Origin of the sequence: Xanthomonas cissicola, from assembly GCF_008801575.1 — a bacterium.
In the GTDB taxonomy this organism is placed as follows: Bacteria; Pseudomonadota; Gammaproteobacteria; order Xanthomonadales; family Xanthomonadaceae; genus Xanthomonas; species Xanthomonas cissicola.
In genome coordinates, this window is record NZ_VZPL01000009.1 from 62,704 (window position 1) to 77,993 (window position 15,290).

Genomic DNA, 15,290 nt, shown 5'->3' on the forward strand with positions numbered 1-15,290 from the left:
TTGCGCGGTATCAGCGGCGCCGGGCCGGTTGCTACTAGAATTTGCCATCGAAGAATGACGGGCGGGTCGCTGGATGGATATCGCCGTGTCGCCGTTGGCCGGCTTGCTGCCGGAGACGAGCGAAACCGCAGCATTGCTAGCCGCGTTAGTGCATCCTGCGGACGCGCTGCTGGGCGATAGCCCTGCGCTACGCACAGCACTATCGATCTGCCTGCATGCGCAAGTTCCGATGCTGCTCGTATGGGGCCGCGACGACCGCTGCATCTACAACGATGCCTGCATTGCACGACTGGGGCCACGCCATCCGGCGGCCTTCGGGCAGCCGCTTGCGGCGCTGACCTGTGCATCCGATGGCGATGGCGAGCCAGCAGCGACAATCGCCCTGGATCTGGCGAGCTGGTCATGCAGCCCAGTGCTGCAAACGGGCGAGCAGTTGGGCGCGCTCTACATCGGCGTTGCTGTTTCAACGGCTGATGTCGACGAACAACGCCGCAGCGATGGCCGCGACAGTTTTTTATTGATGCTCGAAGACGCACTGCAGCACGTGTCCGATCCGCGGCAGATCATCGACACCAGCGTGCGCTTGCTCGGCGAGCATCTGCAGGCGAACCGTTGCGCATTCGGCCTGGTCGCTGCCGATGGCAGCACCATGCATGTCATCAGCGACCATGTGCAGGACATGCCGAGCCTGCAAGGCGATTTCCCACTGGAGGCGGCACGGGGCCTGCGCGATGCGCTGCTGGAAAACCGCCCCTGGTTCACGACCGATGCGCTGGCGCCGGGTGCGCCGGACTATGTGGCCGAGCAGTACCGCCGCTCCGGCTTGCGCGCCTCGCTGGCCATTCCGTTGCACAAGCACGACCGATTGGTGGCAGCGATCGGCGTCCATCAACGCGCACCGCGGCGCTGGCTGTCGGCGGAGATCGAACTGGTGCGATTGGTTGTGGCACACTGCTGGGAATCGATGCAACGGGCCAAGGCGCAGCAGCAACTCGCGGCCAACGAAGCGCGCCTGCGCCGCCTCGCCAATACGCTCCCGCAGATCATCTTCATCGCCGATCCGGACGGACGGCCGCACTACTTCAATCAGCGCTGGTACGAGTACACCGGCCTGGATCCTTCCAACAACGAAGATGCCGCCTGGCATCTCGCGCACACTGCCGATGGTCTGCGCCTGTCCGAGCAGGCCTGGAGCCTGGCACTGAAGGGCCAGCGCGCTCTCGAGGTGGAGTGCGAACTGCTGCGTCACGATCGGCAATCGCGCTGGCACCTGGTGCGCGCGCTACCGGTGCGCGGCGACGATGGCAGCATCAGCGAGTGGATCGGTACCTACACCGACATTCATGACCGGCGCGCATTCGAGCAGCAACTACGCGAAAGCGAAGTGCGCTTCCGTGCGCTCTGCGAGACGGTGCCAGCGATGATCTGGATGGCCGACGCGCAAGGCGATTGCGTGTACTGGAATCCGCGCTGGTACAACTTTACCGGACAGGGGGAAGACCAGGCACTAGACCAGGGCTGGTGGGATGTGATGCATCCCGACGATGCAGCACGCGTGCGGCATGCCTTCGAACAGGCACTCGAGCAACGCGGCGAATTCCTCGCCGAATACCGCGTGCGCCGCCACGACGGGCAATACCGATGGTGCATCGACACCGCATCGCCGCACTTCGCCAGCGACGGACGTTTTCTGGGGCACATCGGCTCGCTCACCGACATCTCCGAACGCAAGCACATCGAAGATGCCACCGCTTCGGACCGTGCGATCCTGAGTTTGATCACCACCGGTGCGCCGTTGCCGGTGGTGCTGGATGCGATCGCATTGAGCGTGGAGGCGCGCGGTGAAATCCCGCTGTACTGCTCGGTCATGGTGCGCGATGAGGTCCGCCATACATTGAGTTTCGGCTCGGCACCGCATTTTCCGATCGAGTACCGCGGGCACTTCGAGCCCTCGCCAATCGGGCCGGAGGGTCCGCCCTGCGCCCTGTCTGCACATCTGGGTCGTCAGGTGATCTGCAGCGATATCCAGGCCGATGCAAGCTTCAGCGCCCACCATGCGATCTCGGCGGCGATGGACGTCGCCGCGTGTTGCGTCACGCCGATCCTGGCCAGCAACGGACAGGTATTGGGCACGCTCAATATCTATTACGACCGCCCTCACCTACCGTCCTTGCGCGAGCAGGCAATGGCGCGCTCGGCTTCGCACCTGGCCGGCATCGTGATCGAACGCACCCGGGTGGATGCCAAGCTCAAGCTGTCGTTGCAGGCGGAAACCGCCGCGCGCGCGCAGGCCGAGCATGCCAACCGGGTCAAGGACGAATTCCTGGCAACGCTCAGCCATGAGTTGCGCACGCCACTCAACGCGATCCTGGGCTGGTCCCGGTTGATGCAATCGGACATCGCCGATCCGGCCAATCTGCGCCGGGGCCTGGTGATCATCGAACGCAGTGCGCGCGCGCAGACGCAGATCATCGACGACCTGCTGGATATGAGCGCGATCCTGTCCGGCAAGATCCGCCTGCAGGCCGAGCATTTCGATATCGCAGGGTTGGTGCGCAGCGCGCTGGAACTCATGCAGCCGACGGCGTTGACGCGCAAGATCGCACTGGAACTAGATGCGCCTTGCGATGGCGAATTGTGGTTCTTCGGCGATGCCGGGCGACTGCAGCAGGTGCTGACCAACCTGCTCAGCAATGCGCTGAAGTTCACCCCTGCCGGCGGCACGGTGCGAGTGACGATGGACGTCGAAGACGAGCGCCTGCGCCTGTGCGTACAGGACACCGGGATCGGCATTGCGGCGGATTTTTTGCCGCATGTGTTCGACCGCTTTCGTCAGGCCGATGCAGGCACTACCCGGCGCGTGGGCGGCCTGGGGTTGGGCCTGTCGATCTCGCGTCAGTTGGTGGACCTGCATGGCGGCAGCCTGGGCGCCTCCAGCGCGGGCGAAGGCCAGGGCGCGCTATTTACCATCGTGTTGCCGTTCCAGCACGGGGTCAGCGACCTGCGCCCTGCCTCGGCAGATACCACCCACGTGGGCGCGCTGCCGGACGAGTGCCGCGACCGCCTGGCTGGTGTGCGCGTCCTGCTGGTCGACGACGATCAGGATTCGCGCGAAGCGGTGATGCAGTTCCTGATGCTGGCCGGCGCGCAGGTGCAGGCTGCCGGGTCGGTGGACGCGGCCGAGCACTGCCTGGCGAACGCGCACTTCGATGTGTTGGTCAGCGATATCGCGATGCCGTTGCGCGATGGCTACGATCTGATCCGCACGGTGCGTTCGGGCCGCGCCGATCTGCCACGGCATATTCCGGCCGTCGCCCTCACCGCCTATGTCCGCGAAGAAGACCGCGACCGCGCGGTAGTGGCCGGCTTCGATGCGCACATGGGCAAGCCGGTGGAACCACCCGTCCTGGTCGATCTGATCGAACGCGTGATCTTGCCGACGCGCAGTACGAGATGAGGCCTGATAGCGCCAGAGCATGGCTGGCCAGCACCTTGTCGTTGATCGACCAAATCAACGAAACCTCGCGGCATCGGGTACGTTCACTTTCTACAGCGCTGAGAGAGTGAAAAGCTTGCTTGGCCGAATGCGCGGTGCCCTCGCCGCTCGCAGGACACGCCGTGAACCCGTCCTTGGGGGCTCGATGGCGGCATCCGTGCCGCCAACGGTCCTGCAAGCGGCAAGGACACCGCACCAGACAGTTTGCCGGGCCTGTTGAAAAGCGAGGAACACCGCGTCGTTGGTTGTTAGCTGCTTTGAAAACTCTGCATACCGACCAACTCTACTGGTCCTTGCCCGCTCACCGTCGCGGGACCCTTGGCGGCATGGATGCGCCAAGGAGCTTACAAGGACGTACTTGCAGCGTGTCCTGCGATGGTGAGCGGGCAAGGGCCCTGCAGCCAAGCCGCAGATCCCCCCAAGGACCTTGGGCGGCATACCCGCTACCAAAGAAACCAACTAGGGGGGCTCGACACCTATCTCATCATGATCTGCGGCTAAGACATCTAAGCCAAACCGCAGATCAGCCTATTACGACGTTAGATCCATGCCACGCCACCGAACCACGCCGATCAACCAAACCATCAAAAGCGCGACTTAGCTACGTTTGGCACGCGCGAATGCCGCTGCCAGCGCATTGTCTGCCGGCGGTGCGGTGATCCGCGGTTTGCTGTTGGCCTGCGCCTGACCGCGTCCACCACCATCGCGCCTGCCCTGCCCCGGACCGCTGCCGCGAGCGTCGCGCGGTTGCGCAGAGCCATCCGCCGCTGGCGGCGTATCGGACAAACGGCAGGTCAGCGCGATGCGCTTTCGCGCCACATCCACTTCCAGCACCTTGACCTTGACGATGTCGCCGGCCTTGACCACATCGCGCGGATCCTTGACGAAGGTTTCCGACAACGCCGAGATGTGCACCAGTCCATCCTGATGCACGCCGATATCGACGAACGCACCGAACCCGGCCACATTGCTGACCACACCTTCGAGCACCATGCCCGGTTTGAGGTGCTTGATGTCCTCGATGCCCTCGGCGAACTGCGCCGCCTTGAACTCAGGCCGCGGATCGCGGCCGGGTTTTTCCAGCTCCTTGAGGATGTCGCGCACCGTCGGCACACCGAATTGGTCGTCTGTGAACATCTCCGGCTTCAGGCCACGCAGAAAACTGCCGTCGCCCAGCAATGCCTTGATCGGCTTGCCGGTGCTGCTCACGATGCGCTCGACCACCGGATACGCTTCCGGATGCACCGCCGACACGTCCAGCGGCTCGTCGCCATCGGCAATGCGCAGGAAACCGGCGCATTGCTCGAAGGTCTTGTCGCCCAGCCGCGGCACCTTGAGCAAGTCCTTGCGACGCTTGAACGGGCCATTGTCGTCGCGGTGACGCACGATATTTTCCGCTACCGTGCCCGACAACCCGGACACGCGCGACAACAACGCCGCCGAGGCGGTATTGACGTACACACCGACCGCGTTGACGCAATCCTCCACCCGCGCTTCCAATGCCTTGGCCAGCCGGTATTGATCCACATCGTGCTGGTACTGGCCCACGCCGATCGCCTTGGGCTCGATCTTCACCAGTTCGGCCAATGGATCCTGCAGACGGCGCGCGATCGACACGGCACCACGCAGCGATACATCCAGATTCGGAAATTCCTTGGCCGCGAACTCCGAGGCCGAATACACCGATGCGCCCGCCTCGCTCACCACCACCTTCTGTAATTTGGCCGCGCCGCACAGCGCAATCGCCTCACCGGCCAGCTTGTCGGTCTCGCGGCTGGCGGTGCCGTTGCCGATCGCGATCAGCTCCACGTTGTGCTGCATGCACAATTTTTTGATGGTCTGCAGCGACTGATCCCACTGCCGCTTCGGCTCGTGCGGATAAATCGTTTCGGTGGCCACCAGCTTGCCGGTGGCATCGACCACGGCGATCTTGCAACCGGTACGGATGCCCGGATCCAGCCCAAGCACCACGCGCGGGCCTGCCGGCGCCGCCAGCATCAGGTCCTTGAGATTGTCGCCAAACACCGCGATCGCCTCGGCCTCGGCCTTTTCGCGCGCCTGATTGAACAGGTCCAACAGCAAGTGCATATGCAGCTTGGCGCGCCAGGTCAGCCGGCACGCATCCAGCAACCAGCGATCGGCCGGACGGCCTTCGTTGGAGATACCGGCATTGCGCGCCACGCGGCCTTCGGCGTACTGGTGCCCGGCCTCGGCGTCGCTGCCCGGATCCAGATCCAGGTACAGGATTTCCTCGCGGCGTGCGCGAAACAGCGCCAGCAGGCGGTGCGAGGGAATCTTCGCCAGCGTTTCGGCGTGATCGAAGTAATCGCGATACTTGGCACCGGCCTCTTCCTTGCCCTCGGCGACCCGTGCGCGGATCACGCCGTTGTCACCTAGCCAGCTGCGCAGCTCACCGACCAGTGCGGCATCTTCACCCCAGCGCTCCATCAGGATGGCGCGCGCGCCTTCCAGCGCCGCCTTGCTGTCTGCAACGCCCTTTTCGGCATCGATGAAGGCTGCCGCGGCCACGTCCGGGGACTGCGTCGGGTCCGCCAACAGGCCATCGGCCAATGGCTCCAGCCCGGCTTCGCGCGCGATCTGTGCGCGGGTGCGGCGCTTGGGCTTGTAGGGCAGGTACAGGTCTTCCAGCCGCGACTTGGTGTCGGCCGCCACGATCTCGTTGCGCAATTCGTCGCTGAGCTTGCCCTGCTCGCCAATGCTGGACAGGATCGCCGCGCGGCGCTCTTCCAGCTCGCGCAGATAGGTCAGGCGCGTTTCCAGATTGCGTAGTTGCGTATCGTCCAGGCCGCCGGTCACTTCCTTGCGGTAGCGGGCGATGAAGGGGACGCTGGCGCCCTCGTCGAGCAGGACGATGGCGGCGTGCGCCTGGGCGGGTTGGGCACCGATCTCATCGGCGATGGTGCGAGCAATCTGCTGGGCAAGCTGGCTATCGTGCATGACGGCGCGGCGTGAACCGCTTCACTGAAAAATGCATTTTCGCAGTGCCGGCCCGCCACGGAAACCCGTTGACAACGTCGCCGTAAACCTATGCAGCCGCGCTCAGCTGACCTGACGTGCGTAATGGGTGGCGGCACGTTCGACCAGAATGCTTTCCTGCAGCGATTCCAGCGCCATCACGCGCACCTTGCCCATATCCTTCAGCGGCACCATGCGTTCGACATACACCTCCGGGCCAGCATCGGTCATCGCACGCGACTTGCTGAAACCGTAAGGCACCACGCCCTTGTCGCCATCTTTACTGCCACCGACGTACAGGACAATCGACATACCCACACCCTCTTCTGCTGCTGTTGCTGCGTTGTGGCGGGAGGATACCCAGCGCGCCGTGAGGAGCTTTCCACGCACGTTAACGCCGGCTGTTTGCCGTTTGGTGACGGTGGCAAGGCCGGACTCGCCTCACGGCCGCTTCACCCCGCTTGGCCGTCAATCGCCATCCGCCTGCTCGCTGATCGACACCGCATGGACCTCAAAAGTGGCTACCCGTTCTGGTCGATCCGCAACGGGTTGATGCGCGCCTACCCGCGCCTGGAGCAAGACACCCAATGCGAGGTCGCCATCGTCGGTGGTGGCGTCACCGCCGCGCTGATCGCGCACGAATTGCTGCGCCACGGCCATGAAGTCGTAGTGATCGAACAGCGCTACATCGGCTGGGGGAGCACCTCGGCCAGCACCGCCTTGCTGCAGTACGAAATCGATACGCCGATGATCGAACTGGCCAAGCAGTACGGCATGTCCGCCGCGGCGCTGGCGTATGGCGCCTGCGCGCAAGCCATCCTCGACCTCCAGGGCTTGTGCAATACCCTCGGCGGCACCGACTTCACGCGCCAGGACAGCCTGTACTACGCCAGCCGCTCGCGCGACATAAAAGACCTGCGCAACGAGCTGGAGACCCGCAAGGCGCACAAACTGCCGGTGGAATGGATCGAACGCGAGCCGCTCTGGCACAACTACGGCGTGCATTCGGATGGCGCGATCCTGAGCCGCCTGGCCGCCAGCGTGGACCCGTACCGCCTCTGCTACCGCCTGTTTTCCGAGTGCGAGCAGTACGGCGCACGCATCCACGACCGCACCGCCATCGCCTCGATCGAACCGCACGACCCGCACGTCGACCTGCGCACCGAAGACGGTGTGAGCGTGCGTGCCCGTCACGTGATCCTGGCGGCCGGCTATGGCAACCAGCGCTGGCTCTCACAGCCGGTGGCGCGCAATCGCAGCAGCTACGCCTTCGTGACCGACCCCCTGCACGACAGCGATATGGGCGCGCTCAAGCACACCATGATGTGGGAAACCGCGCGCCCGTATCTGTACGTGCGCAGCACACCGGACGGGCGCGTGGTCGCTGGCGGAGAAGACGACAACATCGACCTTCCCGCGCGCCGCGACGCACGCGTGCAGAGCAAGCTCAAGACGCTGCTGAAGAAAATTGGCAAGACCATGCCCGATATGCGACTGCGCCCAGCGTTCGCATGGGCCGGCACTTTCGCTGAGACTGCCGATGGATTGCCGTTCTTCGGGCCGCATGCCGAACTCGGGCCGCGCGTGTCGTTCGCGATGGCCTATGGCGGCAACGGAATTACCTATAGCGCCATTGGTGCGGGCTTATTGCGCGCACAACTGGAGGGCACGCCTCATGCGCTGTCCGGATTGTTCGGCTTCTCGCGCCTGGGCTGAGGCCCCCACGGCCACCAACCATGGCCATGCATCGCATACGTATCGGCAGCCCGCTCCAGCGGGTTGCGCACGTGGATGCCGCCGCACAGAAAATACACGGGCAAAAACAGTGGCCCCAGCAGCATGTACTGATAGACATGCGCGCGTTCGTGGTCGCCCAAGCGCACCGGTGGATGCTGGCAACGGCCTGCAGCGTGCGCGTAGGTCCTGCACTGCAGGTCGAGCGATGCACCTTTCAGCAGGATCACGTTGCCCAATGTCATCGCGCCACCCGGGCCCCATGGCCAGGCGTGAAAGACCACGGCGCGTTCCTGCGGCGACCAGACGGGACGCGCACCAAAACTCCACCCGGCCGCGCCGATCGCGAGCCCGATCAAGGTATTGGGCAGCGTCCATACCGCGCCAAGCGCCTGCAATGCAGGCAGCCCGCGCATTACCGGCTTCAATCGGCCTGGTTGGGGATCAGCAGCCACAGGATCAGATAGACCAGGATGCCGGGAAACGCGGCCGAGGCGATCGACACGATCACAAACAAAATGCGCAGCAGCGTGGAGCTCCAGCCAAAACGGCGCGCAATGCCGCCAACGACGCCGGCGATCATGCGGTCGTTGAGGGAGCGGGACAGCGTGGTGGTAGACATGGCAAAACTCCTGCAGAACGTAGCCAACAGTCTAGAAAACGCGGCCGCTGCGGATCGTGACGGCCGTCTGGCCTGCTCAGCGCAGCGTCATCTGCACGGCGTGCAGGCAGCGATCTCAGGCATTGCCGCCACGTGCCTGCAGCCAGCGATGGATTGCCACCGGAACCTCGCGCTGCGCACGCCCGGAGACGTAGATTCCGATATGCCCGCCACGGAAACTCAGTTCGCTGTAGTCGTCGCTGCCGACCAGCCCTCCTAGCGCCCGTGAAGCGTCCGGCGGCACCAGGTGGTCGTGTTCGGCGTAGATATTCAGCACCGGCATGTCGAGCGCCTGCAGATCGACTGCCTGCCCCCCGATGCTCACCTGCCCGGTGACCAGCCCGTTGCGCTGATAGAACACCGTGACGAATTCGCGGAAAGCCTCGCCCGCCAGGTCGGGCGAATCGAAGATCCACTTTTCCATGCGCAGAAAATCTTCCAGCGCCTGCTTGTCGTCGAGGATGTCGAGCAGGCCCACGTACTTCTGCAGGTTGAGCCGGAACGGCTTGAGCATCAGGTAACTGGCGTTCATCAGATCCGCGGGCACGTTGCCCATGGTGTCCACGAACAGATCCACATCGACCATGCGTGCCCAGTTGGACAGCATGTTGTCGGGAGTATGGAAATCCACCGGCGTCACCATGGTGATCAGGTTGCGCACTTTGTCGCGCTGCAGCGCGGCGTAGCACAACGAGAACGTTCCGCCCTGACAGATGCCGAGCACATCCACCGCTTCCAGCCCGGACTGCGCGCGCAGATGATCCACCGCGCCGTCGATGTAGCGCAGCAAATAATCTTCCAGGGTGAGGTAGCGCTCGGAGCGGTCCGGGTAGCCCCAATCCAGCACGTAGACGTCCTGGCCGTGACTCAATAGCCCTTTCACCAGCGAGCGATCCGCCTGCAGATCGACCATGTAGGGGCGATTGACCAATGCATAGACGATCAGCAGCGGCGTCTTGGCCACCGGCGCCTGCTCGCCGATGAAGCGATATAGCACCACCTTGCCGTCGCGCCAGATTTCTTCGCGCTCGGTGACGCCGTAATCCACATCGTCCACGCCCGGCAGCAGCTTGAGCCCTTCGCGCAACTTGCGTTGCATCGACAGGGTTTCCTGCATCAGGTCTTCGGCGCTGAATCCCAACGGACCTTTCATGCCTGCGCTCCACGTTTTTTAGCTGCGGCAGGTTTGCGGGCCGCAGGCTCGGGCGAGGATGTCGCGCCACCATGCTTCTTGGGCGAGGTCGTTTTCGTCGGCTTAGAAACGGCTGGCGCCTTTTTCGGAGCCGCCTTTTTCGTCGCGGTCTTGTCGACGGGCGCCTTCTTCGATGCACCCTGCTTGACTGCCCGTTCTGCCCCGGCCGGCCGCGCGACAGCGCTGGCCCCGGCGGACGACGCGCGCTTGCCCGCTGCCGGTGTCACCGGTGCAGGCTGCGCCGCTGCAGCGGGCTTGCTCGCCGGCGAGGCTGCGTTACGCAGCATCCGCCTGACCAGGCGTTCCAGTTCGGCAATGCGGCGATGCGCGGCGTCCATCTCCGAACGTGTGGGCATGCCGAAGCGTTCGCTGAGTTGCTCGACCTCTTCCTGCAGCGCAGCGCGCAGGCGCATGTGCGCGTTGGCAAAGCCGCCGTACACCTTGCGGAACTGCTCCGACAAGGCAACATCGGCATAGGACTCTTCGGCCGCTTCGATCCATAGATCGAACAGGGCGCGGGCGCTGGTCAACTGGCTGCCGCTGCTCTCGTGCTCGCTCAGCCTGGACGCGAAGCGCGCAAACGCCTGCTCGATCGCCGCCTTGAGTTGCTCGCCATAGGCCTCCGACTGGGCCTGGAACTCCTGCTGCGCGCGTGCCAGTTTCTGCAGGCGCGACTGGTGGTTGCGGTTCAACCCGAACGCCGGCATGTCCAGCCAAGGCGCATTTTCCTCGCGCCACTTTTGCAGCGCTTGCGCCGCGTCCTGCAGCCACGGGTCGAACCCGCCCGGGCTGCCGCCGCGCAGCGAACCCAGCGTCCACTGCATCAGCTGCTCGCCCTGCCCTTGTACGGCCTGGCGCCAGGCATCGGCGACTTCATTGGCCGAGGTGTCGCGCCCGGCAAACTGCGCGGCCACCTGCTGCATGGTGCCAAACCAGTCGCCGGCCTGGGTGCGAAAGCGGTCGATGGCCTCCTGCGCCTGTGGGGCGGCCTGGGTGGGCAGCAATTGCGACCACCAATCCACGGCCTTGCGCCAATCCTGCGGGGCGTCGCTACCGGACGTGGGCGGTGGTTGTTGCGCAGCGGCGCCGGCCTGGCCGTGGCGCATGGCATCTCCCCAGGCAGCCCAGTATTGGCGCGCCTTGTCGTCGAAGTTGCCGTTGTCCGAACCGCTGCTTGCCATCATCCCATCCAGTGACCTCTACCCAGCCATCCTACCGCGTGCGTAGCGGTGTGCCGCTCAGGGTTTGGGGATACGCAGCGTCTTGCTGATCATCAGCGAGCCGGACACCGCAAACAGCAGCACCAGCGGATGCAACTGCCAAGGCCCCAGCTGCCATTGGCCCCACCACAAGGTGTCGCCGATATGCCCGCTGCTGGCGGCAACCGCGAGCAGGATCACCAGTACCAGGCTGGTCGGAATGGGCGTGCCTTCGAAGTACGGCACCTTGTCGGCCTCGCCAGCGATCTCTTCGGCAGTGACGTTGTAGCGCGCCAGCCGGCTGACCCCGCAGCAGACGAAATAGCTCAGCACCAGCCAGTCCCAACCGCCGCGCATGCCGCAGGCATAGCCCAGCGCCGCCGGCGCCACGCCGAAGGAGATCACGTCCGCCAACGAATCCAGTTCGCGGCCCAGCGTGGAAGACGCTTTGCGCCAGCGCGCCACGTGCCCATCCAGCGCATCGAACACGAACGCCAGCGGGATCAATGCCATGCCAAGCAGCAGATCGCCGCGATGCCCCTCTTGCAGAAACCGCATGGCCGCAAACACCGCGCCGGTGCCGCAGAACGCGTTGGCAAGCGTGAACCAGTCCGCGAGTTGGAAATCGCGCAGCATCGAAAAATGGCGTTTCATGCGGAACCTAAGGTGAGCAAGACACAAAGGGTAACGCGCGCGCGCCATGCAGGCGACCGTTTCGCTGCACTCGGCTAGGCTGGCGATCCGCGTGACCGCTCCCGGCCGCGCACGACTTCACGAGGACATCCGATGCACAGCATCCTGATCACCGGCGCGGGCAGCGGCATTGGCGCCGGTATCGCCACCCAACTAGCGGCCGACGGCCATCATCTGCTCGTCAGCGATGTGCAGCTGGCGGCCGCCGAGCGCACGGCGGATGCGTTGCGCCAGGCAGGCGGCTCGGCGGAGGCGCTGGCGTTGGACGTGACCGATGCAGACAGCATCGCGCAGGCACTGGCCAATGCATCACGCGCCCCGCAGGTACTGGTGAACAACGCCGGCCTGCAGCATGTGGCCGCACTTGAGGAGTTCCCGATGCAGCAGTGGGCGCTGCTGGTGGATGTGATGCTCACCGGCGCCGCACGCCTCAGTCGCGCCGTGCTGCCCGGCATGCGCGCGGCCGGCTATGGCCGCATCGTCAATATCGGCAGCATCCACTCGCTGGTGGCCAGCCCATACAAAAGTGCGTATGTGGCCGCCAAGCATGGCCTGGTCGGCCTGGCCAAAGTCATCGCGCTGGAAACCGCCGATTGCGACATCACCATCAACACGCTGTGCCCCAGCTATGTGCGTACGCCGCTGGTGGAACGGCAGATTGCCGATCAGGCGCGCATCCGCGGCATCACCGAGGACGCCGTGGTGCGCGATGTGATGCTCAAGCCGATGCCCAAGGGCGCCTTCATCGACTACGACGAGCTGGCCGGCACCGTGGCGTTTCTGATGTCGCATGCCGCGCGCAATATCACCGGGCAAGCCCTCGCCATCGATGGGGGCTGGACGGCACAATGATCACGCTGGCGAAATTTTGACCAGCCGCCACGCGTACCAGATGGCATAAGGGGGCCGCGCACTTGTCCACAGACTTGCGCAGCGTCCATCCACAGGGGGTGTGGAGAAGTGGGCGAGGCCTGCCGTTCCGCGGAAAACCGAGAGGCTCCCCGACGCTCAATGTTCAATGCCGCACGGTTGAGCCTGGCTGACATTGGGTGCTGCGCTGCTAGCCAGCACGGCTCGCCGATCGGACGTCAAGCGCTGGTGCGCCGATCTATCTCCCGCACCGAGGACGTCGATCTACAGCAGTCGGGCCCGGCTAGATATCTGCCGGCGCAGTGCCGGCGGCACGCACTCCACGTGCCGTGCACGTGCAGCGATCAGATCCGCGAATATGTCCACGACTGCATGCGCCCGTCGCGATACGGCATGACGCCGTGGAACGGGCGCGGGTCGCCATCAAATACCAGCGGCAGGAAATTGCGGTCGCCTTCCCACATCGGCACCTGATCCATCCGCTCGATCGCGATCCACTCCAGCGTCCCCTCCAGATTGGAGGTGTGCGGTGTGCCCTCGAAGCTGTGGATCAGGAACACGAAGCCCAGCCAGTCTTCGCCCTGCTTGCCGAAGCCCGGCCAGCTGATGGTGCCGCGCAACTGCATCCGGCCGCAGTCGACGCCGGCTTCCTCGCGTATCTCGCGGCGCATGCAAGCCAGCACGTCTTCGTCCGGCTCCATCTTGCCGCCCAGGCCGTTGTATTTGCCCAGATGCTGGTCGCCGGGGCGGGCATTGCGATGGATCATTAGCACCTGGGTGCCGTCCGGCGACAACAGGTAGCCGAGCGTGGCGACAATCGGGGTATAGGGCATGGCATGCGATCTGACACGAAGCGCATCAGTATGACTGAAGCGGCACGCGGCGCCGCACGCGGCGGCAACGCCGGCTCAGCCGACGGCGGCCTGCGGGTTCGGGCGCGGCCGTGCCACGCGGTCGGTATCCAGGTGCAGGGTCGCAACGCCGTGTCCGCGTTCGGCCAGGTACTCCAGCCACTTGCCCAGGAACGTATTCATGCGCATGCGGTGGCTGATCAGCTCGGCCGGCGGCGGGAACATGCCCATCACGTCCTGCCAGCGCCGACCGACATAGCAATGCGTGGTCTCGGCCTGGCGCGCATCGCGGTACAGCCGTACATACGCCGACGGGTCCGGCTCGCCGGTGACCGGGTCGCACAGGTCGTAAGTCAGGCGCAGTTCCACCGTGTAGCGGTGGCATTCGATCACGTCCAGCCGCAGGTTCAGGCCATCGCCGATCGAGGACACGTACGAGCCCGGCGCCAGATCGGCCGGGGCAAATAACCGGGTCAGATGTTGGAAGTTTTCTGCATACAAGCCCATCAGCCAGCCGAAGCGGCTCAGTTTGGGAATGCGTTCGAGTTTGCTCAGTGCTTGCGCCATGGACCGATCCTACACGCTGCGCCGCCGCACGGGCAGCATTGACGGGGGCCCAACGACAGGCCTACCTTGGTGGAGCACTGCCCCGCCCGCTTTGCTCTCCCAGCCGCCGCGCAATGGCATCGTTAGCTCTCATTCGATGCGCACGCTCGCAAGACCCGCGAGGCGGCTGCCAAGCCTGATCCCCGATCAAAACATCTCGCGCTGCAAGCCCAGAGTGGACAACACCTTGCTGGAGATTTCTTCGATCGAGGTATTGGTGGTGCTGAGCGAGGGAATGCGCTCCATCTGGAACATGCGCTCGGCGATCGCCACTTCGCGCCGGCAGGTCTCTGCCGCGCTGTAGCGCGAATTGGCGCGCCGCTCCTGACGAATTTGCTGCAACCGCTCAGGATCAATGGTCAAGCCGAACAACTTGCTGCGGTAATTACGCAACCGCGGGGGCAACTGCTCGTTTTCCAGATCTTCGTCGGTGAGCGGATAGTTGGCGGCGCGAATGCCGTAATGCAAGGCCAGATAGATGCAGGTCGGTGTCTTTCCCGCGCGCGACACCGCCACCAGGATCACATCGGCCTCGTCGTAATTGAGCGCAATGCCATCGTCATGACTCAGCGCGAAGTTCATTGCGTTGATGCGGCGGTGATAGGTTTCGAAGTCGACCATGCCGTGCGCGCGGCCCACACGCGAATGACGCGGCGCATTGAGCTCGCGCTCCAGCGGCTCGATGAAGGGTGCGAACACATCCAGCATCAGCGCGCCACTTTCGGCCAGGATCATGCTCAATTGTGGATCGACGCATGAATTGACCACGACCGGGCGCACCTGGTACCGCTCGCCTGCGGCGCGCACGCGCATGGCCGCATCGCGCGCCTTATCTGCATCATCGATGAACGACATACGGTCGGTGACGAAGTTGAAACCGCTGAACTGCGTGAGCAGGCTATGCCCAATCGTTTCAGCGGTGATACCGGTTCCATCGGAGACGTAAAACACCGGCCGAATTGTTGACATCAAGACCACCTCTTTGAACTGGTGTCCAAAACTTACGGATTCA

Annotated in this window: 13 protein-coding genes; 3 read left to right on the forward strand and 10 right to left on the reverse strand. The window is 64.3% G+C overall.

The genetic code is table 11. The annotated features are described in order from the left end of the window. Positions 1-73 precede the first annotated feature (73 nt). Positions 74-3,457 (forward strand): PAS domain S-box protein, encoded by a 3,384-nt coding sequence (locus F7R02_RS06010; protein WP_078590921.1) that lies wholly within the window; start codon positions 74-76, stop codon positions 3,455-3,457. Between the two features lie 636 nt (positions 3,458-4,093). On the opposite strand, the gene F7R02_RS06015 is transcribed toward F7R02_RS06010, so the two are convergent. Beyond that, positions 4,094-6,454 (reverse strand): Tex family protein, encoded by a 2,361-nt coding sequence (locus F7R02_RS06015; protein ID WP_078590922.1) that lies wholly within the window; start codon positions 6,452-6,454, stop codon positions 4,094-4,096. Between the two features lie 102 nt (positions 6,455-6,556). Next, entirely contained in the window at positions 6,557-6,784 is a 228-nt protein-coding gene (locus tag F7R02_RS06020) for a hypothetical protein (protein ID WP_003482809.1), read from the reverse strand. 192 nt (positions 6,785-6,976) lie between these two features. On the opposite strand from F7R02_RS06020, the gene F7R02_RS06025 reads away from it, so the two are divergent. Continuing rightward, positions 6,977-8,188 carry an NAD(P)/FAD-dependent oxidoreductase gene (locus F7R02_RS06025; protein ID WP_078590923.1) on the forward strand — a complete coding sequence of 404 codons (1,212 nt, stop codon included), beginning with the start codon at positions 6,977-6,979 and terminating at the stop codon, positions 8,186-8,188. Here F7R02_RS06025 and F7R02_RS06030 read toward each other — a convergent pair. The 5 genes from F7R02_RS06030 to F7R02_RS06050 form a co-directional block, all read right to left on the reverse strand. Continuing rightward, on the reverse strand, positions 8,146-8,622 hold the full coding sequence (locus F7R02_RS06030; RefSeq protein ID WP_167520979.1) for a hypothetical protein: 477 nt from the start codon (positions 8,620-8,622) through the stop codon (positions 8,146-8,148). The genes F7R02_RS06025 and F7R02_RS06030 overlap by 43 nt on opposite strands. An 8-nt stretch (positions 8,623-8,630) precedes the next feature. Continuing rightward, entirely contained in the window at positions 8,631-8,828 is a 198-nt protein-coding gene (locus tag F7R02_RS06035) for a PspC domain-containing protein (protein ID WP_005915706.1), read from the reverse strand. 115 nt (positions 8,829-8,943) lie between these two features. Further along, complete coding sequence (locus tag F7R02_RS06040; RefSeq protein ID WP_078590925.1) at positions 8,944-10,020, reverse strand: class III poly(R)-hydroxyalkanoic acid synthase subunit PhaC; 1,077 nt, start codon at positions 10,018-10,020, stop codon at positions 8,944-8,946. Continuing rightward, the gene (phaE, locus tag F7R02_RS06045; protein ID WP_078590926.1) at positions 10,017-11,243 is read right to left on the reverse strand and encodes a class III poly(R)-hydroxyalkanoic acid synthase subunit PhaE; all 1,227 of its coding nucleotides are present in this window, start codon (positions 11,241-11,243) and stop codon (positions 10,017-10,019) included. Before phaE ends, F7R02_RS06040 begins: the two co-directional genes overlap by 4 nt. Positions 11,244-11,297: 54 nt before the next feature. Beyond that, entirely contained in the window at positions 11,298-11,960 is a 663-nt protein-coding gene (locus F7R02_RS06050) for a CDP-alcohol phosphatidyltransferase family protein (RefSeq protein ID WP_016849130.1), read from the reverse strand. Between the two features lie 84 nt (positions 11,961-12,044). On the opposite strand from F7R02_RS06050, the gene F7R02_RS06055 reads away from it, so the two are divergent. Further along, positions 12,045-12,803: a 3-hydroxybutyrate dehydrogenase gene (locus tag F7R02_RS06055; RefSeq protein WP_078564045.1), complete on the forward strand. Its 759-nt coding sequence runs from the start codon at positions 12,045-12,047 to the stop codon at positions 12,801-12,803. 362 nt (positions 12,804-13,165) lie between these two features. Here the strand turns inward: F7R02_RS06055 and F7R02_RS06060 are convergent, their stop codons facing one another. The 3 genes from F7R02_RS06060 to ppsR all read right to left on the reverse strand — a co-directional run bounded on the left by F7R02_RS06060 (position 13,166) and on the right by ppsR (position 15,247). Then, positions 13,166-13,654, reverse strand: a complete 489-nt coding sequence (locus F7R02_RS06060; protein WP_078590927.1) for an NUDIX hydrolase — start codon at positions 13,652-13,654, stop codon at positions 13,166-13,168. A 75-nt stretch (positions 13,655-13,729) separates the two neighbouring features. Further along, the gene (locus F7R02_RS06065) at positions 13,730-14,239 is read right to left on the reverse strand and encodes a DUF1249 domain-containing protein (protein ID WP_033483531.1); all 510 of its coding nucleotides are present in this window, start codon (positions 14,237-14,239) and stop codon (positions 13,730-13,732) included. Positions 14,240-14,425: 186 nt separating this feature from the next. Next, positions 14,426-15,247 (reverse strand): posphoenolpyruvate synthetase regulatory kinase/phosphorylase PpsR, encoded by an 822-nt coding sequence (gene ppsR / locus F7R02_RS06070; protein WP_003482830.1) that lies wholly within the window; start codon positions 15,245-15,247, stop codon positions 14,426-14,428. Positions 15,248-15,290: the final 43 nt, after the last annotated feature.

What these genes read in the sequence shown, in the direction of transcription:
- F7R02_RS06020 (WP_003482809.1), bottom strand. Translation starts at nt 6,784, where the DNA reads ATGTCGATTGTCCTGTACGTCGGTGGCAGTAAAGATGGCGACAAGGGC.
- F7R02_RS06025 (WP_078590923.1), top strand. Translation starts at nt 6,977, where the DNA reads ATGGACCTCAAAAGTGGCTACCCGTTCTGGTCGATCCGCAACGGGTTG.
- F7R02_RS06050 (WP_016849130.1), bottom strand. Translation starts at nt 11,960, where the DNA reads ATGGCGCGCGCGCGTTACCCTTTGTGTCTTGCTCACCTTAGGTTCCGC.
- F7R02_RS06040 (WP_078590925.1), bottom strand. Translation starts at nt 10,020, where the DNA reads ATGAAAGGTCCGTTGGGATTCAGCGCCGAAGACCTGATGCAGGAAACC.
- F7R02_RS06055 (WP_078564045.1), top strand. Translation starts at nt 12,045, where the DNA reads ATGCACAGCATCCTGATCACCGGCGCGGGCAGCGGCATTGGCGCCGGT.
- ppsR (WP_003482830.1), bottom strand. Translation starts at nt 15,247, where the DNA reads ATGTCAACAATTCGGCCGGTGTTTTACGTCTCCGATGGAACCGGTATC.
- F7R02_RS06065 (WP_033483531.1), bottom strand. Translation starts at nt 14,239, where the DNA reads ATGGCGCAAGCACTGAGCAAACTCGAACGCATTCCCAAACTGAGCCGC.
- phaE (WP_078590926.1), bottom strand. Translation starts at nt 11,243, where the DNA reads ATGATGGCAAGCAGCGGTTCGGACAACGGCAACTTCGACGACAAGGCG.
- F7R02_RS06060 (WP_078590927.1), bottom strand. Translation starts at nt 13,654, where the DNA reads ATGCCCTATACCCCGATTGTCGCCACGCTCGGCTACCTGTTGTCGCCG.
- F7R02_RS06030 (WP_167520979.1), bottom strand. Translation starts at nt 8,622, where the DNA reads ATGCGCGGGCTGCCTGCATTGCAGGCGCTTGGCGCGGTATGGACGCTG.
- F7R02_RS06015 (WP_078590922.1), bottom strand. Translation starts at nt 6,454, where the DNA reads ATGCACGATAGCCAGCTTGCCCAGCAGATTGCTCGCACCATCGCCGAT.
- F7R02_RS06010 (WP_078590921.1), top strand. Translation starts at nt 74, where the DNA reads ATGGATATCGCCGTGTCGCCGTTGGCCGGCTTGCTGCCGGAGACGAGC.
- F7R02_RS06035 (WP_005915706.1), bottom strand. Translation starts at nt 8,828, where the DNA reads ATGTCTACCACCACGCTGTCCCGCTCCCTCAACGACCGCATGATCGCC.